Source organism: Pseudomonas sp. SORGH_AS_0211 (genome assembly GCF_031453455.1).
In the GTDB taxonomy this organism is placed as follows: domain Bacteria; phylum Pseudomonadota; class Gammaproteobacteria; order Pseudomonadales; family Pseudomonadaceae; genus Chryseomonas; species Chryseomonas aestiva.
In genome coordinates this window covers 1,238,331-1,257,560 of sequence record NZ_JAVIZV010000001.1, presented here as the reverse complement: position 1 = coordinate 1,257,560, position 19,230 = coordinate 1,238,331, and the positions used below count along the sequence as shown (strand labels likewise).

Sequence of the window (19,230 nt, the reverse complement as noted above, 5' to 3'; positions counted from 1 at the left end):
GGCGGCACCTCCACTCATACAGCAGGCGATCCATGTACGTGTGTCTTTGCCGTGGCGTGACCGACAAGCAGATTCGCGAAGCCATCTATGAAGGCTGCTGCAGTTATCGGGAAGTCCGGGAAAGCACGGGTTGCGCCACCCAGTGCGGCAAGTGCGCCTGCCTCGCCAAACAGGTGGTCAAGGAAACCCTCGGTGAGCTGCACGGCGCCCAGCAGCTCGCCTATGCGCTGGACGTCCCGCGCGCCTGAGCGATACCCCTGCAAAAAAAGCCGGACCTTGCGTCCGGCTTTTTTATTGTCTAATCAAACGCTTACGGAAAGGATGGAAAAGCTTTCGATTACCGTTCGATTTTCGTCGATTTTTCAACAACTTAAGCTTTTGACAAAGGGCCCTCCCACGCTCAGACTGCCGGCAATCCCACCCGATTTGCAGGTCCGGCCATGAAAGGCGATATCACCGTCATCCAGCATTTGAACAAGATCCTCGGCAACGAACTGGTGGCCATCAACCAGTATTTCCTGCACTCGCGGATGTACAACGACTGGGGTATCCGCAAGCTGGGTCATCACGAGTACAAGGAATCCATCGACGAGATGAAGCACGCCGATCGCCTGATCGAGCGCATCCTGTTCCTGGAAGGCCTGCCCAACCTGCAGGACCTGGGCAAGCTGATGATCGGCGAGAATACCCAGGAGATGATCCAGTGCGACCTGCGCCTGGAAATCAGCGCCGTGGCCGATCTGCGTGAAGCCATCACCTACTGCGAGAGCGTGCGGGACTACGTGAGTCGCGACATGCTCAAGAGCATCCTCGAATCCGAGGAAGAGCATATCGACTGGCTGGAGACCCAGCTGAGCCTGATCGCCAGCGTCGGGATCGAGAACTACATCCAGTCGCAGATGCACGACGACGACGATTGATCAGGCAGCCGCCCATAAAAAAAGCCCGCACACTGCGGGCTTTTTTATGAACCAGGGACTCAAGCGTCCTTGGTTTCCACGGCTTGCTTGATCAGGGTCTGCAACTCGCCCTTCTCATACAGCTCGGCCAGGATGTCGCTGCCGCCGACCAGCTCACCGCCGACCCACAGCTGGGGGAACGTCGGCCAGTTGGCGTACTTGGGCAGGTTGGCGCGGATTTCCGGATTCTGCAGGATGTCGACATAGGCGAATTTTTCGCCACAGGCCATCAGCACCTGAGCGGCGCGGGAAGAGAAGCCGCACTGAGGCGCGTTCGGCGAACCCTTCATGTAGAGCAGCACGGGATTGTTGGCAATCTGGTCTTTGATGGTATCGATGATTTCCACGATGCACCTCGCTAATACGGTGGGACGATTGTAACGGAAAGGCCGGTGGAACGCCGGGATTTCCGCGACGTCCAGCCCATGACAGGCGCGGCTCGACCTGCAAATCGACCACGCTCCGGCACCACCGTTCGCCGCCATGACGACGATCCGGCGCGCCGCCGAGCAAACTTTGCGGACGCGGCCGTGGTCAGGTTAAGGGTAGGCGCCGCTCGGTGCGCCTGATCCAAGACCCCAGGAGAACTCCATGAGCCTGTTCAGCACCATCCTATCCAAGCTTGGCATCGGTGAAGCCCACGCGGACACCCCTGCCGCCGCGCCCACTACCGGTGCCACCGAGACCACCACGCCCGCCGGTAGCACCGCTCCCGCAGGTGCTGGCAGCCACATGAGCCAGGTGGACGTCGCCGCCAAGCTGGACGGCCTGGCCGCTCAGAAAGGCGAGCAACTCAACTGGAAGACCTCCATCGTCGACCTGCTCAAGCTCCTCGACCTGGACAGCAGCCTGACCGCACGCCAGGAACTGGCCAAGGAACTGAACTGCCCGGCCGACAAGCTGAGCGACTCCGCCCAGATGAACATGTGGCTGCACAAGGCCGTCCTGCAGAAGCTGGCTGACAACGGCGGCAACGTTCCCGCCGAACTGCTGTAAGGCTACCGCCCGCTGATCCGTCTCAGGCCAGCCGCCCTGCATGAAGGGCCTGGCCTGCGATGGTGGTAAAATGCGACATGAACTTATACCATTTCGCCTTTGGTCTTTCCGCCGTTTGAAACGGCATGCTCTCAGGTTCGCCGCGCCCTCCATGGACGGCCGTTACCGGGACGGGACGCTAGGGTAACGAAATGACGGTTCGCCACTTTCTCTCTTTCATGGACTGTTCCCCCGAGGAACTCCGGCAACTCATCGCACGCGGCATCGAGCTCAAGGCCCTGCGCAACCGGGGCGTCCTGCACGAGCCCCTGCGCAATCGCGTCCTGGGCATGATCTTCGAAAAGGCCTCGACCCGTACCCGCCTCTCCTTCGAGGCCGGCATGATCCAGCTCGGCGGCCAGGCGATCTTCCTCTCGTCCCGTGATACCCAACTCGGTCGCGGCGAACCTGTCCCGGACAGCGCCCGCGTCATGTCGAGCATGCTCGATGGCGTGATGATCCGTACCTATGCCCACGAGATGCTCACCACCTTCGCCGCCAATTCCAGGGTGCCGGTGATCAATGGCCTGTCGGATGATCTGCACCCCTGTCAGCTGCTCGCCGACATGCAGACCTTCTTCGAACACCGGGGCGATATCCGCGGCAAGACCGTGGCCTGGATCGGCGATGGCAACAACATGTGCAACAGCTACATCGAGGCGGCCGAGCAGCTCGACTTCAACCTGCGCATCGCCTGCCCGGAAGGCTATGAGCCCAATCCGCGCTTCCTCGAACGCGCCGGTGACCGCGTGCAGCTGACTCGGGATCCCCGCGAGGCGGTGGCCCAGGCCCACCTGGTCAGCACCGACGTCTGGACCTCCATGGGCCAGGAAGAGGAAACCCGCCTGCGCCTGGCGGCCTTCAAGCCCTACCAGGTCACCGCCGCACTGCTCGATGGCGCCGCGCCCGAAGTGCTGTTCATGCACTGCCTGCCGGCCCATCGCGGGGAAGAGATCAGCCACACCCTGCTGGACGATCCCCGCGCCGTGGTCTGGGACGAAGCCGAAAATCGCCTGCATGCCCAAAAGGCGCTGCTCGAATTCCTCATCAAGCCGCCGCTGCACGCCTGAGTCCGGCAGAAGCCTCGGCTGCGCCAGACAGTCGAGGCCTTTTCGCTACAGCAACAGCTGCCCACGCAGCACCGTCACCGCCCGCCCGGCGATACTGACCCGGTCGCCCTCCAGGCGACACCTGAGCTGCCCGCCCCGGGCCGAAAGCTGCTGGGCAGTGAGCATCCGCTTGGCCAGTCGTCGCGACCAGTAGGGAATCAGGCTGCAATGCGCGGAACCGGTGACGGGATCCTCATCCACGCCCACTGCCGGGGCGAAGAAGCGCGAAACGAAGTCTACCTCCTGCCCCCGCGCGGTCACGATGACGCCTTGCCAGGGGAGCCGGGCGATGGCCGCCAGATCCGGCTTGCAGTCACGCACTGCCTGCTCCGACTCCAGCAGTACCAGCAGCTTGTCCGCCGCCAGGGCATCCACCGGCGAGACCCGCAGGGCCCGTTCCAGCTCGGGAGTCACCCCCTGCTCCGTGGGCACCAGCGCGGGGAAATCCAGCGCCAGGAGTCCATCGGCTTCGCGAAACACGCGCAGGACACCCGCCTGACTGATGAACTCCAGGCGATCACCCACTTCGCCATAGACCTCGAACAGGATGTGCGCTGCAGCCAGGGTGGCATGGCCGCACAGGGGCACCTCGGTCCGCGGCGTAAACCAGCGGATGCGCCAGGTGTCCCCTTCCCACACTACGAAGGCGGTTTCCGAAAGATTGTGCTCGGTGGCGATCCGCTGCAGCAGCTCGTCGGCCGGCCAGCTGTCCAGGCGGTAGACCGCGGCGGGATTGCCACGGAAGGGCTGATCGGTGAAGGCATCGACCTGATGGAATTCTAGGGGCATGCGCGCTACCTGAGCAGAAGAAGAGAAACAGCAAGCATCGACGTCGCACGGGCACCCGGCCTCTGATGATCCCCGGCAGCAATGGCTATACCTTGAGACCTGCCAACCGGCCGGTTGTCGCCAGAAGTCCTATGACCAAAATAGCAGGCGGCGTCGCATCGGCAATGAATTGTCGAACGTCGTCACTGTTTTTGCGCTCAGGAGCTTTGACAGTTTTCATATTTGAAATTAGATTTTCGGTTGCGAACAAATGGCTCTCCGGCCACCTATAAATACAACAACCACGAGGCTCCTCCATGAGTACTCTTCCGGCTCCAACGCTACGCGGTCAATGCATCGCCGAATTCCTCGGCACAGCCCTCCTCATCTTTTTCGGTACCGGTTGCGTGGCGGCCGCGAAGGTCGGCGGCGCTACTCTCGGCCTATGGGAGATCAGTATCATCTGGGGCGTCGGCGTGAGCATGGCGGTCTACCTGTCCGCCGGCGTCTCCGGCGCGCATCTCAGTCCGGCCGTCACCATCGCCCTCTGGCTGTTCGGTGGTTTCGAAAAACGCAAGGTCCCGGCCTACATCCTGGCCCAGGTGGCCGGCGCCTTCTGCGGTGCGGCGCTGGTCTACGGCCTCTACAGCAGCCTGTTTTTCGATTATGAACAGGCCCATAACATGGTCCGCGGCAGCCAGGCGAGCCTGGAGCTGGCCGGCGTCTTCTCCACCTATCCCCATCCGTCCCTGTCGGTTGGCCAGGCCTTCTTGGTCGAAGCCGTCATCACCGCCATCCTGCTGGCCATGATCATGGCCCTCACCGACGACGGCAACGGTCTGCCCCGTGGCCCGCTCGCGCCCCTGCTGATCGGCCTGCTGATCGCCGTGATCGGTGGCTCCATGGGCCCGCTGACCGGCTTCGCCATGAACCCGGCCCGCGATTTCGGACCCAAGCTGATGACCTTCTTCGCCGGCTGGGGCGAGATCGCCTTCACCGGTGGCCGTGACATCCCCTACTTCTTGGTGCCCATCTTCGGCCCCATCGTCGGTGCCTGCCTGGGCGCCGCCGGTTACAAGGCGCTGATCTGCCGCCACCTGCCCGGCCTGGCTTCGGGTGCCTGCGACGTCCCGGCCAAGGCCGAGGACAGTGCCCGCACCGAAGTGACCTCCGCCTCCAAAGCGTCCTGATCGCCGCGAATCACAATAAGGAACAAGACCATGACCGACCAGAACAAGCAGTACATCGTCGCGCTCGACCAGGGCACCACCAGCTCGCGCGCCATCGTGCTGGACCGCAATGCCAACGTGGTGACCATCGCCCAGCGCGAATTCGCGCAGATCTACCCGCAGGCCGGCTGGGTCGAGCATGACCCCATGGAGATCTGGGCCACCCAGAGCGCGGTATTCGTCGAGGCGCTGGCCCAGGCCAGCATCAGCAACGAGCAGATCGCCGCCATCGGCATCACCAACCAGCGCGAAACCGCCATCGTCTGGGACAAGACCACCGGTCGTCCCATCTACAACGCCATCGTCTGGCAGAGCCGCCAGAGCACCGCGATCTGCGACCAGCTCAAGCGCGATGGCATGGAAGACCATATCCGCAAGACCACCGGCCTGGTGATCGATCCCTATTTCTCGGGCACCAAGATCAAGTGGATCCTCGACCATGTCGAAGGCAGCCGTGAACGCGCACGCCGCGGCGAGCTGCTGTTCGGCACCGTCGATACCTGGCTGATCTGGAAGATGACCCAGGGTCAGGCCCACGTGACCGACTACACCAACGCTTCGCGCACCCTGCTGTTCGATATCCACAAGCGCGAGTGGGACGCCACCATGCTCGAGGTGCTGGACATCCCGCGCGAGATGCTGCCAGAAGTGAAGTCCTCCTCCGAGGTCTATGGCCAGGCGCACCTGGGCAGCGGCCAGACCACCGGCATCCCCATCGCCGGTATCGCCGGCGACCAGCAGGCAGCGCTGTTCGGCCAGATGTGCGTGGAGCCCGGCCAGGCCAAGAATACCTACGGCACCGGTTGCTTCCTGCTGATGAACACCGGCGAGAAGGCGGTGCAGTCCCAGCATGGCCTGCTGACCACCATCGCCTGCGGTCCCCGCGGCGAGGTCAACTACGCCCTGGAAGGCGCCATCTTCAACGGTGGCTCCACCGTCCAGTGGCTGCGTGACGAACTCAAGGTGATCAACGATTCCCTGGACTCCGAGTATTTCGCGACCAAGGTAACCGACAGCAACGGCGTCTACCTGGTCCCGGCCTTCACCGGCCTGGGCGCGCCCTACTGGGATCCCTATGCCCGCGGCGCGCTGTTCGGCCTGACCCGTGGTGTCAAGGTGGACCACATCATCCGCGCCACCTTGGAATCCATCGCCTTCCAGACCCGCGATGTGCTGGATGCCATGCAGCAGGACGCCGGCGAAGCCCTGAAGTCCCTGCGGGTGGACGGCGGCGCCACCGCCAACAACTTCCTCATGCAGTTCCAGTCGGACGTGCTCGGCACCCGCGTCGAGCGCCCGGAAATGAAGGAGACCACCGCCCTCGGCGCGGCCTATCTGGCCGGTCTCGCCACCGGCTTCTGGAGCAGCCTGGACGAGTTGCGCAGCAAGAGCACCATCGAACGGGTCTTCGAGCCGGCCTGCGACCCGACCAAGAGAGACACCCTGTACAAGGGCTGGAAAAAGGCCGTCGAGCGTACCCGCGGCTGGGCTCTGGACTGAGTGACTCCGTTCCGCAGGCCGCTGGTGGTTGCTCGGCGGCCTTCCGGACGGCTCCCCCATGAGGCCGGCGTCTTCCGACGCCGGTCTTGCTTTGCGCGACAAGCGCTTTCCACCCGGAAAGACCTACGGCATCCTCTGTGAATTTACTCGATCACCTCAAGGAAGCCGCAATGAGCCTGGCGCCTCGCCAACAGCAGATTCTCGAACTGGTCCGTGAGCGCGGCTACGTCAGCATCGAAGAGCTGGCCCAGCATTTCTCCGTCACCCCGCAGACGATCCGTCGCGACATCAACCAGCTCGCCGAGGCCGGCCTGCTGCGGCGCTACCATGGGGGTGCCGCCCATGACTCCAGCGTGGAGAACACCGAATACAGCATGAGGGCCGGCCAGATGCGCGAGGAAAAGCGCCTGATCGCCGAAGCCGTGGCTGCCGCCGTACCCGATCACGCCTCGCTGTTCATCAACATCGGCACCACCACCGAGGCCATCGCCCATGCCCTGCTCGGGCATCGCAGCCTCAAGGTCATCACCAACAACCTGCACGTGGCCAACATTCTCAGCGCCAAGGACGACTTCGACGTCCTGATCGCCAGCGGCAAGGTGCGCAGCGACGGCGGCGTGGTGGGCCAAGCGACCGCCGACTTCATCAAGCAGTTCAAGGTCGACTTTGCCCTGGTCGGCATCAGCGGCATCGACGAGGATGGCACCCTGCTGGACTTCGACTACCAGGAGGTCTGCGTCTCCCAGGCCATCATCCATAACGCCCGCCAGGTGTTTCTCGCCGCCGATTCCAGCAAGTTCGGCCGCAACGCCATGATCCGCCTGGGCAGCCTGGAACAGATCGACCAGCTCTTCACCGAGCGCGAGCCTTCACCCGCCTTCGCCCGCTGCCTGCAGGAATGGCAGGTCAAGGTGGAAGTGGCGCGCCCGCGCTGACCCTCCGAGGCGACGACCATTCGTCGCCTGCCTTCTCTCTATATTCGTTTTTTTTCGTTTTGGCGGTCTGAAGACACAGGCCTGGCTAGAACCTGAGTTTTTGCTGGGCTATTATGTTCGAAACCGAATAATTATGTTCGTTTCACAGGAGGCACCATGGCCCAGGCACCCACTGCAACTCCCCGGACTTACGATCTCGCCGTCATCGGCGGTGGCATCAACGGCGTAGGCATCGCGGCCGATGCAGCCGGTCGGGGTCTGTCGGTGTTTCTCTGTGAACGCGACGACCTGGCGAGCCATACCTCGTCCGCCAGCAGCAAGCTTATCCACGGCGGCCTGCGCTACCTGGAGCATCATGAATTCCGCCTGGTACGCGAAGCCCTCGCCGAGCGTGAGGTGCTGCTGGCCAAGGCGCCCCATATCGTCAAGCCGATGCGCTTCGTCCTGCCCCACCGCCCGCACCTGCGGCCGGCCTGGATGATCCGTGCCGGCCTCTTCCTCTATGACCACCTGGGCAAGCGGGAAAAGCTGCCGGGCTCCCGTGGTCTCAAGTTCGATGCGCAAGGGCCGCTCAAGGCCGAGATCAAGCGTGGCTTCGAATATTCCGACTGCTGGGTGGACGATGCCCGCCTGGTGGTGCTCAACGCCATGCAGGCGCGTGACAAGGGTGCCGACATCGTGACCCGCACCCGCTGCGTCAGCGCCCGTCGCGTCGAGGGTCACTGGGAGGTCGAGGTCGAAGGTCCCCAGGGTCGCCAGCAGATCCGTGCCAAGGGCCTGGTCAATGCCGCCGGCCCCTGGGTCGCCAGCTTCATTCGCCAGGACCTGCAGCAGAAGTCGCCCTACGGGATCCGCCTGATCCAGGGCAGTCACGTCATCGTGCCCAAGCTGTACGAAGGCGAACAGGCCTACATCATGCAGAACGAAGACCGCCGCATCGTCTTCGCCATTCCCTATCTTGGCCAGTACACCATGGTTGGCACAACGGATCGCGAGTACCAAGGCGATCCGGCCAAGGTGACCATCACCGACCAGGAAATCGACTACGTCCTGGGCGTGGCCAATGCCCACTTCCGCAAGCAACTCAGCCGCGACGATGTCCTGCATACCTTCTCCGGTGTACGCCCGCTGTGCGACGACGAATCGGACAACCCTTCCGCCATCACCCGCGACTACACCCTGTCGCTGGCCGAGGAGCAGGGTGCCCCGTTGCTGTCGGTGTTCGGGGGCAAGCTGACCACCTACCGCAAGCTCGCCGAGTCGGCGATGGCGCAGCTGCAGCCCTTCTTCCCGCAGCTGGGCAACAGCTGGACCGCATCGGCACCGCTGCCCGGGGGCGAGAACATGACCACGCCCCAGGCGCTGACTCGCGAATTGCTGGACAAGGTCAGTGGCCTGACGCCGGCATTGGCGCAGCGTTGGGCGACCACCTATGGCAGCCGGGTCTGGACCCTGCTGGGTGACGGGCGCTCGGTGGAGACGCTGGGCAAGGTGATCGGTGCCGACCTGTACGCGCGGGAAGTCGAATACCTGCAGCGATACGAGTGGGTCACCAGTGCGGATGACGTGCTCTGGCGGCGGACCAAGCTGGGCCTGGTATTCACCACCGCCGAACGGGCTGCGCTGGAAGACTTCCTGGCGCATTCGGAACCGGCCCAGGCCAGCAAGGACAGCAACGCGGCCTGAGAGCGGTGCTGACCTGTTCCCGAGCGGGCAACCTGCTCGGGGACAATCGATTGATCAATCGCATTTGGTTCGGCAATGGCTAGCGTGGCGAAGGATGGTCAGCACCATGAAAAGTCTTCATGATGCGGCTTTATCTCCAGCGTCGGCGCCATGTTCGAACTCCGTCACCTGAAAACCCTGCATGCACTCCGTGAATCCTCCAGCCTGGTGGAAGCGGCGGAACGTCTGCACCTGACCCAATCCGCCCTCTCCCATCAGTTCAAGGAACTGGAGGAGCGCCTGGGTACCCCGCTGTTCATCCGCAAGACCAAGCCCATCCGCTTCACCAGTGCCGGCCTGCGGCTGCTGCAGACCGCCGATGCGGTGTTGCCCCACCTACGCAGTGCCGAGCGGGACCTGGCACGGCTCGTGGGCGGAACGGCGGGACGGCTGCACATGGCCATCGAATGCCACAGCTGTTTCCAGTGGCTGATGCCCACCATCGATCAGTTTCGCGATTCCTGGCCGGAAGTGGAGCTGGACCTGGCCTCCGGTTTCTCCTTCGCCCCCCTGCCGGCCTTGGCCCGAGGCGATCTGGATCTGGTGGTGACAGCCGATCCCGTGGATCTTTCGGGCGTCACCTACGTGCCACTGTTCACCTACGAAGCCCTGCTGGCGGTAGCCAACCAGCATCCGCTAGCGCAGCGGCCCTATATCGTCCCTGCGGACCTCGCCCAGGAAACCCAGATCACCTATCCGGTGGAGCGCGATCGGCTGGACATCTTCACCCGTTTTCTCGATCCGGCCGACGTCGAGCCATTGTCGATTCGCACGGCGGAGATGACGGTGATGATGCTGCAACTGGTGGCCTCGGGGCGTGGCGTCTGCTGCCTGCCCAACTGGGCGATCCACGAATACAGCTCACGCGGCTATGTCACCGCGCGCCGACTGGGCGAGAAAGGCCTCTATGCGACGCTCTATGCGGCGATCCGCGAAGACATGCTGGAGGCGCCCTTCATGCAGGATTTCCTGCTGACCGCCAAGGACACCTCCTTCGCCACCCTCGAAGGGGTCAGCAGCGCGCGCTGAGCCGGCGCGCTGCTCGCGAGGGGCTTACTTGCTGTTGCCACCCGGGAAGCCGGCGAACTTCTTGTTGAAGCTCGAGACGCGGCCCTCGACCTTCATCTGGCGCTGCTCGCCAGTGTAGATCGGGTGCGAGGCACTGGACACGTCGAGGCTGATGTAGGGATAGGTCTCTCCTTCGTATTCCTGGGTGCGATCGCTCTCGGCGGTGGAGCGGATCAGGAAGTAGGTGTCCGAGGTGGTGTCGTGGAACAGCACGGGACGGTAGTTGGGATGGATACCGGGTCTCATGAGGCGTCTCCTGGTCTGGGGCGTCGACGACGACAGGTCATCGCTAGGCCCAATAAAGATACATTATAACATAAGCAAGCCATTTTGACAGCCCCACCTGTGACGGTGGCGGCAGCCACGGGCTTTTCGATGGAACCATCCGCCGCGCCTGGGGCTCGTAACCTGAGGCCCTGACCGGCGGCACCCCACCCTCTCTGAGACCTGCTGCCGGCCAATGCGTGCGTTCAGACCTAGAGCGCCAGACAGACGACCTGTCCGCTCCACGCCTCCCACACGCACAGCGCCCCTGCATTGGCTTCTCAAGGATCGCGAGAAGTCCACACGCATTGGATGCGCACGCCGGGTTCGGGATTGAACTCACCGCGCCGCATCCCAAGGATTCAAGAGGCACAGAACCATGTGCGGCATCGCCGGAGAGCTTCGTTTCGATCAACAACCCGCAGCCATCAGCGTGGTGGAGCGCATTACCCACCGCCTCGAACAGCGCGGACCCGATGCCTGGGGCTTCCATAGCCAGGGACCGGTCGCCCTGGGCCATCGCCGGCTGAAGATCATGGATCTGGCGGAAGCTTCGGGCCAACCCATGATCGAGCCGGAACTGGGTCTTTCCATGGTGTTCAACGGCGCCATCTACAACTATCCGGAACTGCGTACCGAGCTGGAAGCCAAGGGGTATAGCTTTTATTCCGGGGGCGACACCGAGATCCTGCTCAAGGCTTATCACGCCTGGGGCAAGGACATGCTGCCCAAGCTCAATGGCATGTTCGCCTTCGCCATCTGGGAGCGGGACAGCGGCCGGCTGTTCATCGCCCGGGATCGCCTGGGGATCAAGCCGCTGTATCTGTCGTTCACCGACAAGCGCCTGAGATTCGCTTCCAGCCTGCCCGCCCTCCTGGAAGCCGGTGACATCGACACCCGCATCGACCCGGTCGCGCTCAACCACTACCTGAACTTCCATGCCGTGGTACCGGCGCCGCGCACCATCCTGCAGGGCGTGCAGAAGCTGCCGCCGGCGACCTGGATGACCGTGGATGCCTCGGGCCAGCAGCACCAGGAGACCTGGTGGAATCTGGACTACGGCCCCCGTGAAGACGAGCGCCGCTACACCCTGGACGACTGGGCCGAGCGGGTCCTGCATGGCCTCAAGGATGCCGTCGCGATCCGCCAGCGCGCCGCGCGCGAGGTGGGCGTATTGCTGTCGGGTGGCGTGGATTCCAGCCTGCTGGTCGGCCTGCTGCACGATTCGGGGGTCAAGGACCTGCTGACCTTCTCCATCGGCTTCGAGGATGCGGGCGGCGAGCGCGGTGACGAATTCCAGTATTCCGACCTGATCGCCAATCACTACGGCACTCGCCACCATCAACTGCGCATCGCCGAAGACGAAATCATCCAGCAGCTGCCGCGTGCCTTCTCGGCCATGAGCGAGCCCATGGTGAGCCACGATTGCATCGCCTTCTACCTGCTCTCCCGTGAGGTCTCCAAGCACTGCAAGGTGGTCCAGAGCGGTCAGGGCGCGGACGAACTCTTCGCCGGCTACCACTGGTATCCCCAGGTGCATGGCGCCGCCGATCCCTTCGCCGCCTACCGCGCCGCCTTTTTCGACCGCGACTATGCCCAGTACGCCGCCACCGTGCAGGCAGGTGTACGCCTGGAGGAAGATGCCGCCGAAGCCTTCGTCCGTCAGCACTTCGCCAAGCCGGGCGCCAGCGCCGGGGTCGACAAGGCCCTGCGCCTGGACAGCACCGTGATGCTGGTGGATGACCCGGTCAAGCGGGTCGACAACATGACCATGGCCTGGGGCCTGGAAGCCCGGGTGCCCTTCCTCGACTATCGCCTCGCCGAACTCTCGGCGCGCATTCCCGCCGAGTTCAAGTTGGGCGATGGCGGCAAGCGGGTACTCAAGGCCGCCGCGCGCAAGGTCATTCCCCAGGAGGTGATCGACCGGCCCAAGGGGTATTTCCCGGTGCCGGGTCTCAAGCACCTGGAAGGCAATACCCTGACCTGGGTCCGCGAGCTGCTGCTGGACCCCAGCCAGGATCGCGGTCTGTTCGACACCGCCGAGATCGATCGCCTGCTGACCAATCCGGCCGATCGAATCACGCCCCTGCGCGGTTCCAAGCTCTGGCAACTCGCCGCGCTCAACCTCTGGATGAGCGAACACGGACTGTGAGGGTGCACCACCCATGAAAGCGACCAGCTACAACCAGCGCCTCCAGCGTGCCCAGACGCCCTCCTACGAACGGCTGCAGGCGCGCCTGGCGGAAGGCGACCATCCGACTTCCCAGCCGCTCTGCCTCCATTGCGGCTGGGGGCGGCTGCTCGTCGGCCACACCTATCCCGATGCCGCCAGTCTGGCCAAGGAACTGCTCACCGAAACGCCGGGCGAGCGCGACATCGCGCTCTACGTGGCCGCACCGCACCAGGTACTGGCCCAGGCGCCACAACAGCTGTTTCTCGATCCTAGCGATACCCTGCGGGTCTGGTTCAGCGACTATCGCCCGGCTCGCCGGATCTATCGCGGCTTCCGTATCCGCCGCGCCTGCTCCGCGCAAGACTGGAGCGAGATCAACCGGCTCTATCAGCAGCGCCATATGCTGCCCGTCGACACCGAGCGGCTGACGCCGCGGCACAAAGGTGGTCCGGTCTATTGGCTGGCGGAAGACGACGACAGCGGCGCCATCATCGGCTCGGTGATGGGCCTCAATCACGTCAAGGCCTTCCGCGATCCCGACGGCGGCTCCTCGCTGTGGTGCCTGGCGGTCTCGCCCGAGTGCAGCCGGCCCGGTGTCGGCGAGGCGCTGGTTCGCCACCTGATCGAGCACTACGCCAGCCGCGGCCTGGCCTACCTGGACCTGTCGGTGCTGCATGACAACCTGCAGGCAAAGCGACTCTACGACAAGCTGGGTTTCCGTCAGCTGCAGACCTTCGCCATCAAGTGCAAGAACGGCATCAACCAGACGCTGTTCCTCGGCCCCGGTCCTGCCGCCGAGCTGAATCCCTATGCCCGGATCATCGTCGACGAAGCCCTGCGGCGTGGCATCGAGGTGCAGGTGGACGATGCCGAAGGGGGTCTTTTTACCCTGATCCAGGGCAACAGGCGCATTCGTTGCCGCGAATCCCTCACCGATCTCACCTCCGCCGTGACCATGACCCTCTGCGCCGACAAGGTGCTGACCAGTCGCACCCTGGCCCGTGCCGGGCTGAAGGTACCGGAGCAGCAACTGGCTGGCAGCGACGAAGACAACGCCGCCTTTCTGGAGAAGCATGGCGCCCTGGTGGTCAAGCCGGTCAATGGCGAACAGGGCAAGGGCGTGGCCGTGGATATCAGCGACGCCGAACACCTCGCCACCGCCATCCAGGCGGCGCAGCGCCATGACGATCGCGTGCTGCTGGAGAGCTTTCACCAGGGCCTCGACCTGCGGGTGGTGGTCATTGGCTACGAGGTGGTGGCCGCGGCCATTCGCCGGCCGGCGGAAATCGTCGGCGATGGCCAGCACAGCGTCCGGGACCTGATCGAAGCCCAGAGCCGTCGCCGTCAGGCCGCCACCGGCGGCGAGTCGCGCATCCCGGTGGACGAGGAAACCGAACGCGCCATCCGCGGTGCCGGTTACGAGTGGGACAGCGTGCTGCCCGCCGGCACCCACCTGGCCGTGCGCAAGACCGCCAACCTGCACACCGGCGGCATTCTGGAGGACGTCACCGACAGCCTCCATCCGGTGCTGGCCGACGCAGCGGTCCAGGCGGCCCGGGCGCTGGACATCCCGGTCACCGGCATGGACCTGCTGGTGCCCGCCGCCGATTCGCCCGACTACGTCATCATCGAAGCCAACGAGCGACCGGGCCTGGCCAACCACGAGCCACGCCCCACCGCCGAACGCTTCATCGACCTGCTGTTCCCGCTGTCCCGGGAGGTTCCGCTATGAATCGCTTGCCCGAACCCGATCTGGATTACCTGCGCAAGGTCCTGCTGGACATGCTGGCGATCCCCAGCCCCACGGGCTTCACCGACACCATCGTCATGTACGTCGCCGAACGGCTCAACGAACTGGACATCCCCTTCGAACTGACCCGCCGCGGCACCATCCGCGCCACCATCAAGGGCCACAAGGAGAGTCCGGATCGCGCCGTCTCCGCGCACCTGGACACCATTGGCGCCATCGTCCGCGAGATCAAGGACAACGGTCGCCTGGGCCTGGCGGCCGTGGGCCACTGGTCGAGCCGCTTCGCCGAAGGCAGCCGCGTCAGCCTGTTCACCGATGACGGTACCCTGAGAGGCAGCGTGCTGCCGCTGCTGGCCTCCGGCCACGCCTTCAACACCGAGATCGACAAGATGCCGGTGACCTGGGACCACATCGAGCTGCGCCTGGACGCCGTGACCAAGAGTCGCCACGAGACCGAGCAGCTGGGCGTGCAGGTCGGCGACTTCGTCGCCTTCGATCCGCTGCCGGAGTTCACCGACAGCGGCTACATCAGTTCGCGCCATCTGGACGACAAGGCCGGCGTCGCCGCCCTGCTCACCGCCTTGAAGATGCTCAAGGAAACCGGCCAGACCCCGCCGATCGATTGCCACCCGCTGTTCACCATCACCGAGGAGGTGGGCTCGGGCGCCGCCGGTGCCCTGCCCTGGGACGTCAGCGAATTCGTCGGCATCGACATCGCTCCCGTGGCCCCCGGACAGCGATCCGACGAGCACCGCGTGAGCGTCGCCATGCAGGATTCCGCCGGCCCCTACGACTATCACCTGTCGCGGCACCTGCTGCGCCTGGCGCAACGCAACGACATACCGGTGCGCCGCGACCTGTTCCGCTACTACTACAGCGACGCCCACTCGGCGATCAGCTCCGGCCAGGACGTGCGGGTCGCCCTGCTCGCCTTCGGCTGCGATGCCACGCATGGCTACGAGCGCACCCATATCGTCAGCCTGGCGGCGCTCAGCCAGCTGCTGACCGGCTACATGCTCAGCCCCCCGGTGTTCGACAGCGATGCCCAGCCGGCCGACAGCTCACTGGATCGCTTCGGTCACCAGCTGCTGCCGGAAGACACCCAGATGGACAACCAGACGCACCTGCCGCCGCTGGAGGAGGTCGTCGGCGACGGCAGCAAATAGCGTTCGAATATCGCGCCTGGGGTATCCTGGGCGCCTTTTTCCAGGTCCTTCTCCATGATCATTCCCCACGACCAGCTCGCTGCCGCCACCCTCGACAACCTGCTGGAAGACTTCGTTACCCGCGACGGCACCGACAACGGTGACGAGACGCCGCTGGCGACCCGTACCCAGCGCGCCCGGCGTGCCCTGGAGACTGGTGAAGCCGTCATCCTCTTCGATCCGGACAGCGCGCTGTGCCAACTGGTGCTGCGCCGCGACGTGTCGCCCGAACTGCTGAACGACTAGCGCGTCTCGCGTCTGTCAGGCACTGCCGCGCGGCGCCAGCAGGATCACCAGCGCCCCGGCCATGCACAGCAGACCGCCCGCCAGATCCGTCCAGGTCGGCCGGGTGCGCTCGACCAGGGCCAGCCACCCCAGCGAAGCCACCACATAGATACCGCCATAGGCCGCATAGGCGCGTCCGGCATAGGCCGACTCGATACGGGTCAGCAGCAGGACGAAGAGCACCAGGCTGGCAAGCCCGGGCGCTATCCACCAGGGGCTGCGATCCAGCCGCAGCCAGAGCCAGAAGGCATAGCAGCCGGCGATCTCGAACAGCGCGGCCAGCAGGAACCAGAGATAGTTCAGCATGGCGCCGCGCCATCGTCCTGGCGATAGGGCAAGGCCTCCGCGGCCCGCTGCGCATAGGCCTGGACACCGTCGCGCTCCTGATCGAGAAACTCCGCCACCGCCGCTCTCAGGCCCGGATGCACCAGGTAGTGCCAGGAACGGGTCAGGGTCGGCTCGAAGCCGCGGATCAGCTTGTGCTCGCCCTGGGCGCCGGCATCGAAGCGCTGCAGCCCTTCGGCGATGGCGTATTCGATGCCCTGGTAGAAACAGGTCTCGAAATGCAGCTGGTCGAACTCCTGCAGGCAGCCCCAGTAACGGCCATAGAGGGTGTCGCCGTCCCTGAGGTAGAAAGCCATGGCCACCGGCCGACTGCCCTGGCGGACCAGCACCACCCGAATCGCCTCGGGCAGCCGTTCGGCCAGCAGGCTGAAGAAGGCGCGGGTCAGATAGGGATCCTGGCCACGCACCTCGTAGGTGTTGGCGTAGCAGGCATAGACGAAGTCCCACTCGGCTTCGCTCAGCTCGGCGCCCTTACGCCACTCGAAACTCACCCCCAGGCCGGCCACCTGGTCACGCTCCTTGCGCAGCTGCTTGCGCTTGCGCGAGGTCAGGGCCGCGAGGAAGTCGCCATAGTCGCGATAGCCGCGGTTATGCCAGTGGAACTGGCAGCCAAGACGCGCCAGCCAGCCTTCGCGATCCTGGAGCAGGGCATCGGCCTTGGGATCGGTGAAGTTCACATGCAGGCTGGAGAGCTCCAGATCGGCCAGGCTGCCCGTGGTGGCGTCGAGCAGCGTCGCGCAGGCAGCCGGATCGCCCAGCAGGCGCGCGCCCTGCACCGGTGAAAAGGGCACGGCGGCCAGCAGCTTGGGATAGTAGTCGATCCCGGCACGGCGGCAGGCGTCAGCCCAGGCCCAGTCGAAGACGTATTCGCCATAGGAGTGCATCTTCAGATAGGCCGGCATCGCGGCCCGTAGCTGCCCCTGGTCATCCTTGAGGATCTGGTGCGCCGGCTGCCACCCGGTTCCCTGCCCCAGGCTGCCGCTGTCTTCCAGGGTGGCGAGGAATTCATGCCGCAGAAAGGGCTGGTCGTCCGCCAGCAGCGCGTTCCACTGGGCGGCAGGTACCTGGGCCAGGCTGTAGAGATACTCGACGGTCATGCCACTCCCCTTGCTTGAACTCGGCCGACAGGTCTAACACAGATCGGTACCCGGACGGGCACCTGTGAAAGACTCTGGCGGCTGGCTTTCGTGCGGACGAAAAAAAACCGCCAGGAGGCGGTTTCTTTCTAGTGTGGCGTCCCCTAGGGGACTCGAACCCCTGTTACCGCCGTGAAAGGGCGGTGTCCTAGGCCACTAGACGAAGGGGACGTTACCCGGGTGCGATCCTTGCGGATCACGAAATTGGTGGAGCTAGACGGGATCGAACCGTCGACCTCTTGCATGCCATGCAAGCGCTCTCCCAGCTGAGCTATAGCCCCAAGTACAGCATCTTGCCACGCCTGGGATGCGTGACCGATATGGCGTCCCCTAGGGGACTCGAACCCCTGTTACCGCCGTGAAAGGGCGGTGTCCTAGGCCACTAGACGAAGGGGACGTTACCCTGGTGCGATCCTTGCGAATCACGAATTTGGTGGAGCTAGACGGGATCGAACCGTCGACCTCTTGCATGCCATGCAAGCGCTCTCCCAGCTGAGCTATAGCCCCGCGTACAACGCTCGCCACGTCTGGGATACGTGACAGATATGGCGTCCCCTAGGGGACTCGAACCCCTGTTACCGCCGTGAAAGGGCGGTGTCCTAGGCCACTAGACGAAGGGGACGAAACCTTCTACCGATCCCCCCCCGCAGGCGGAACCGAAATTTGGTGGAGCTAGACGGGATCGAACCGTCGACCTCTTGCATGCCATGCAAGCGCTCTCCCAGCTGAGCTATAGCCCCGTCGGTCAGGACGGGGCGCATGTTAAGAGGCCCGGCCTCCCCTGTCAACACCAATAAGAAAAAAACCTGCTAGTAACAGGCACTTAAGCCGGAAAACGACTAGATCGCCCGCGCCAGGGCCGCACGCTGGGCGCGGGCGGCCAGCAGGTAGGTGAACTTGCCGTCGCTGGCGGAAAGCTTGCGCAGCACCTTCTTGTCCAGGGCGCGATACCCCCCCATCTCCAGGGCCGTGCGCCCCGAGCTGCCGATCAGCATGCCGGGGTTGGCCACCATCAGCTTGGCGGCCTGCTCCACGGCCTTGGCGTAGCTCTTGCGCTCGTCGAGATCGTAGCCCTGCAGGGGCAGCAGCATGCGCAGCCACTCGGCCCAGTAGAACTCGAGGAATTCCGACGGCAGCACCCGACCGTCCGGGGTACGCGGCTTGTCGTAGCCGATCTGGCGGGTGAAATACACCAGCGCGCGGTAGGGATCGTCGGCCATGGCGGTGAGGCCCAGGGTTTCCGGGAGCTGCTCGGGCAGGATCGGGCGGCCCTGGGGGTCCTTGAGCCAGGCCTTGCGCTCGTCGAGCAGCCGAATCCAGAACTCCGCCATGCTCGCAGCGCCACTGAAGTCGTCGGTGACCCTGACCCATACCGGGGTCTCCGGGCCGCCACCGGGATGCTCCCAGAAAGCGGAAAAGGTGTGGTGGCCATCGGTGAGATAGAGCTGCCGTCCCGGCCCTATGACGACGGTCTTCATCTCGTCCGGGCAGGTACCCGGCGGCCGCAAACCAAGGGCGTCACCGGCCGAGCGCAGGCTGGTGCTCGGCTGGCCGCCACCACTCAGGTGCTGGCCGTTGGCTTCGCAGTAGTCGTCGAACAGCTTGCGCCGGTCGCAAGCGTACTTGCCAAGCTTGTACAGCACCTGGTCATGGCCGATCGCGGGCTGGGTGGGGCGCAGCTGACGCAGCTGGACCTGGAGCAGGCTTCCTGGCGGCACGGGGTTTCCCTATTTCAAGATGTCTT

19 protein-coding genes and 6 tRNA genes are annotated in these 19,230 nt (G+C 64.4%); 13 read left to right on the top strand and 12 right to left on the bottom strand.

From position 1 onward, the window contains the following. The first annotated feature begins 32 nt into the window (after positions 1-32). Positions 33-248 (top strand): bacterioferritin-associated ferredoxin, encoded by a 216-nt coding sequence (locus tag QE393_RS05840; RefSeq protein WP_007162750.1) that lies wholly within the window; start codon positions 33-35, stop codon positions 246-248. Between the two features lie 192 nt (positions 249-440). After that, complete coding sequence (gene bfr / locus QE393_RS05835) at positions 441-920, top strand: bacterioferritin (protein ID WP_133859422.1); 480 nt, start codon at positions 441-443, stop codon at positions 918-920. Positions 921-979: 59 nt separating this feature from the next. Here the strand turns inward: bfr and grxD are convergent, their stop codons facing one another. Next, complete coding sequence (gene grxD, locus QE393_RS05830; protein ID WP_017640308.1) at positions 980-1,306, bottom strand: Grx4 family monothiol glutaredoxin; 327 nt, start codon at positions 1,304-1,306, stop codon at positions 980-982. Positions 1,307-1,550: 244 nt separating this feature from the next. Here grxD and QE393_RS05825 point away from each other — a divergent pair, with 244 nt between their 5' ends. Then, a complete protein-coding gene (locus QE393_RS05825) occupies positions 1,551-1,955 on the top strand; it encodes a DUF3597 domain-containing protein (RefSeq protein WP_273809460.1) in 405 nt (134 codons plus the stop codon). 191 nt (positions 1,956-2,146) lie between these two features. Continuing rightward, the gene (gene argF / locus QE393_RS05820; RefSeq protein WP_273809458.1) at positions 2,147-3,064 is read left to right on the top strand and encodes an ornithine carbamoyltransferase; all 918 of its coding nucleotides are present in this window, start codon (positions 2,147-2,149) and stop codon (positions 3,062-3,064) included. Between the two features lie 45 nt (positions 3,065-3,109). Here argF and QE393_RS05815 read toward each other — a convergent pair whose 3' ends face one another. Continuing rightward, a complete protein-coding gene (locus QE393_RS05815) occupies positions 3,110-3,892 on the bottom strand; it encodes a PhzF family phenazine biosynthesis protein (protein ID WP_183630479.1) in 783 nt (260 codons plus the stop codon). Between the two features lie 296 nt (positions 3,893-4,188). On the opposite strand from QE393_RS05815, the gene QE393_RS05810 reads away from it, so the two are divergent. The 5 genes from QE393_RS05810 to metR all read left to right on the top strand — a co-directional run bounded on the left by QE393_RS05810 (position 4,189) and on the right by metR (position 10,289). Then, positions 4,189-5,061, top strand: a complete 873-nt coding sequence (locus QE393_RS05810; protein ID WP_273809456.1) for an MIP/aquaporin family protein — start codon at positions 4,189-4,191, stop codon at positions 5,059-5,061. A 30-nt stretch (positions 5,062-5,091) separates the two neighbouring features. Then, positions 5,092-6,600, top strand: coding sequence for a glycerol kinase GlpK (gene glpK / locus QE393_RS05805; RefSeq protein ID WP_027597604.1), 1,509 nt, complete (start codon positions 5,092-5,094; stop codon positions 6,598-6,600). Between the two features lie 170 nt (positions 6,601-6,770). After that, entirely contained in the window at positions 6,771-7,535 is a 765-nt protein-coding gene (locus QE393_RS05800; RefSeq protein WP_273809455.1) for a DeoR/GlpR family DNA-binding transcription regulator, read from the top strand. 156 nt (positions 7,536-7,691) lie between these two features. Next, positions 7,692-9,221 carry a glycerol-3-phosphate dehydrogenase gene (gene glpD / locus QE393_RS05795; protein WP_310042522.1) on the top strand — a complete coding sequence of 510 codons (1,530 nt, stop codon included), beginning with the start codon at positions 7,692-7,694 and terminating at the stop codon, positions 9,219-9,221. A gap of 150 nt (positions 9,222-9,371) precedes the next feature. Further along, complete coding sequence (gene metR, locus QE393_RS05790; protein WP_273809453.1) at positions 9,372-10,289, top strand: transcriptional regulator MetR; 918 nt, start codon at positions 9,372-9,374, stop codon at positions 10,287-10,289. A gap of 24 nt (positions 10,290-10,313) precedes the next feature. Here the strand turns inward: metR and QE393_RS05785 are convergent, their stop codons facing one another. Beyond that, entirely contained in the window at positions 10,314-10,574 is a 261-nt protein-coding gene (locus QE393_RS05785) for a type B 50S ribosomal protein L31 (RefSeq protein WP_133859431.1), read from the bottom strand. Positions 10,575-10,971: 397 nt separating this feature from the next. On the opposite strand from QE393_RS05785, the gene QE393_RS05780 reads away from it, so the two are divergent. From QE393_RS05780 to QE393_RS05765, 4 genes are read left to right on the top strand one after another with little or no spacing between them, the layout of a single operon-like run. Next, the gene (locus tag QE393_RS05780) at positions 10,972-12,744 is read left to right on the top strand and encodes an N-acetylglutaminylglutamine amidotransferase (protein WP_310042519.1); all 1,773 of its coding nucleotides are present in this window, start codon (positions 10,972-10,974) and stop codon (positions 12,742-12,744) included. A 13-nt stretch (positions 12,745-12,757) separates the two neighbouring features. Then, on the top strand, positions 12,758-14,497 hold the full coding sequence (ngg, locus tag QE393_RS05775) for an N-acetylglutaminylglutamine synthetase (RefSeq protein ID WP_273809448.1): 1,740 nt from the start codon (positions 12,758-12,760) through the stop codon (positions 14,495-14,497). Continuing rightward, entirely contained in the window at positions 14,494-15,681 is a 1,188-nt protein-coding gene (locus QE393_RS05770) for an osmoprotectant NAGGN system M42 family peptidase (protein WP_017640298.1), read from the top strand. The genes ngg and QE393_RS05770 overlap by 4 nt, the downstream gene beginning before the upstream one ends. Positions 15,682-15,735: 54 nt before the next feature. Beyond that, on the top strand, positions 15,736-15,966 hold the full coding sequence (locus tag QE393_RS05765; RefSeq protein ID WP_273809445.1) for a YheU family protein: 231 nt from the start codon (positions 15,736-15,738) through the stop codon (positions 15,964-15,966). A 15-nt stretch (positions 15,967-15,981) separates the two neighbouring features. Here the strand turns inward: QE393_RS05765 and QE393_RS05760 are convergent, their stop codons facing one another. From QE393_RS05760 to QE393_RS05720, 9 genes are all read right to left on the bottom strand, one after another. Next, positions 15,982-16,311, bottom strand: a complete 330-nt coding sequence (locus tag QE393_RS05760) for a YnfA family protein (RefSeq protein WP_273809443.1) — start codon at positions 16,309-16,311, stop codon at positions 15,982-15,984. Continuing rightward, the gene (locus tag QE393_RS05755) at positions 16,305-17,447 is read right to left on the bottom strand and encodes a GNAT family N-acetyltransferase (RefSeq protein WP_273809441.1); all 1,143 of its coding nucleotides are present in this window, start codon (positions 17,445-17,447) and stop codon (positions 16,305-16,307) included. Before QE393_RS05755 ends, QE393_RS05760 begins: the two co-directional genes overlap by 7 nt. Before the next feature lie 134 nt (positions 17,448-17,581). Then, positions 17,582-17,657: transfer RNA gene (locus QE393_RS05750), tRNA-Glu, on the bottom strand. A 34-nt stretch (positions 17,658-17,691) separates the two neighbouring features. Then, a tRNA-Ala gene (locus QE393_RS05745) sits at positions 17,692-17,767 on the bottom strand. A gap of 40 nt (positions 17,768-17,807) precedes the next feature. Beyond that, a tRNA-Glu gene (locus tag QE393_RS05740) sits at positions 17,808-17,883 on the bottom strand. Between the two features lie 34 nt (positions 17,884-17,917). Next, positions 17,918-17,993 (bottom strand) — tRNA-Ala (locus QE393_RS05735). A 39-nt stretch (positions 17,994-18,032) separates the two neighbouring features. Beyond that, positions 18,033-18,108: transfer RNA gene (locus QE393_RS05730), tRNA-Glu, on the bottom strand. Between the two features lie 42 nt (positions 18,109-18,150). Continuing rightward, positions 18,151-18,226: transfer RNA gene (locus QE393_RS05725), tRNA-Ala, on the bottom strand. Positions 18,227-18,325: 99 nt separating this feature from the next. After that, a complete protein-coding gene (locus QE393_RS05720) occupies positions 18,326-19,204 on the bottom strand; it encodes a ParB/Srx family N-terminal domain-containing protein (protein WP_310042516.1) in 879 nt (292 codons plus the stop codon). Positions 19,205-19,230: the final 26 nt, after the last annotated feature.

Excerpts from the sequence above, each read along its gene's own strand:
- QE393_RS05840 (WP_007162750.1), top strand. The coding sequence starts at position 33 with ATGTACGTGTGTCTTTGCCGTGGCGTGACCGACAAGCAGATTCGCGAA.
- bfr (WP_133859422.1), top strand. The coding sequence starts at position 441 with ATGAAAGGCGATATCACCGTCATCCAGCATTTGAACAAGATCCTCGGC.
- QE393_RS05825 (WP_273809460.1), top strand. The coding sequence starts at position 1,551 with ATGAGCCTGTTCAGCACCATCCTATCCAAGCTTGGCATCGGTGAAGCC.
- argF (WP_273809458.1), top strand. The coding sequence starts at position 2,147 with ATGACGGTTCGCCACTTTCTCTCTTTCATGGACTGTTCCCCCGAGGAA.
- QE393_RS05815 (WP_183630479.1), bottom strand. The coding sequence starts at position 3,892 with ATGCCCCTAGAATTCCATCAGGTCGATGCCTTCACCGATCAGCCCTTC.
- QE393_RS05810 (WP_273809456.1), top strand. The coding sequence starts at position 4,189 with ATGAGTACTCTTCCGGCTCCAACGCTACGCGGTCAATGCATCGCCGAA.
- glpK (WP_027597604.1), top strand. The coding sequence starts at position 5,092 with ATGACCGACCAGAACAAGCAGTACATCGTCGCGCTCGACCAGGGCACC.
- QE393_RS05800 (WP_273809455.1), top strand. The coding sequence starts at position 6,771 with ATGAGCCTGGCGCCTCGCCAACAGCAGATTCTCGAACTGGTCCGTGAG.
- glpD (WP_310042522.1), top strand. The coding sequence starts at position 7,692 with ATGGCCCAGGCACCCACTGCAACTCCCCGGACTTACGATCTCGCCGTC.
- metR (WP_273809453.1), top strand. The coding sequence starts at position 9,372 with ATGTTCGAACTCCGTCACCTGAAAACCCTGCATGCACTCCGTGAATCC.
- QE393_RS05785 (WP_133859431.1), bottom strand. The coding sequence starts at position 10,574 with ATGAGACCCGGTATCCATCCCAACTACCGTCCCGTGCTGTTCCACGAC.
- QE393_RS05780 (WP_310042519.1), top strand. The coding sequence starts at position 10,972 with ATGTGCGGCATCGCCGGAGAGCTTCGTTTCGATCAACAACCCGCAGCC.
- ngg (WP_273809448.1), top strand. The coding sequence starts at position 12,758 with ATGAAAGCGACCAGCTACAACCAGCGCCTCCAGCGTGCCCAGACGCCC.
- QE393_RS05770 (WP_017640298.1), top strand. The coding sequence starts at position 14,494 with ATGAATCGCTTGCCCGAACCCGATCTGGATTACCTGCGCAAGGTCCTG.
- QE393_RS05765 (WP_273809445.1), top strand. The coding sequence starts at position 15,736 with ATGATCATTCCCCACGACCAGCTCGCTGCCGCCACCCTCGACAACCTG.
- QE393_RS05760 (WP_273809443.1), bottom strand. The coding sequence starts at position 16,311 with ATGCTGAACTATCTCTGGTTCCTGCTGGCCGCGCTGTTCGAGATCGCC.
- QE393_RS05755 (WP_273809441.1), bottom strand. The coding sequence starts at position 17,447 with ATGACCGTCGAGTATCTCTACAGCCTGGCCCAGGTACCTGCCGCCCAG.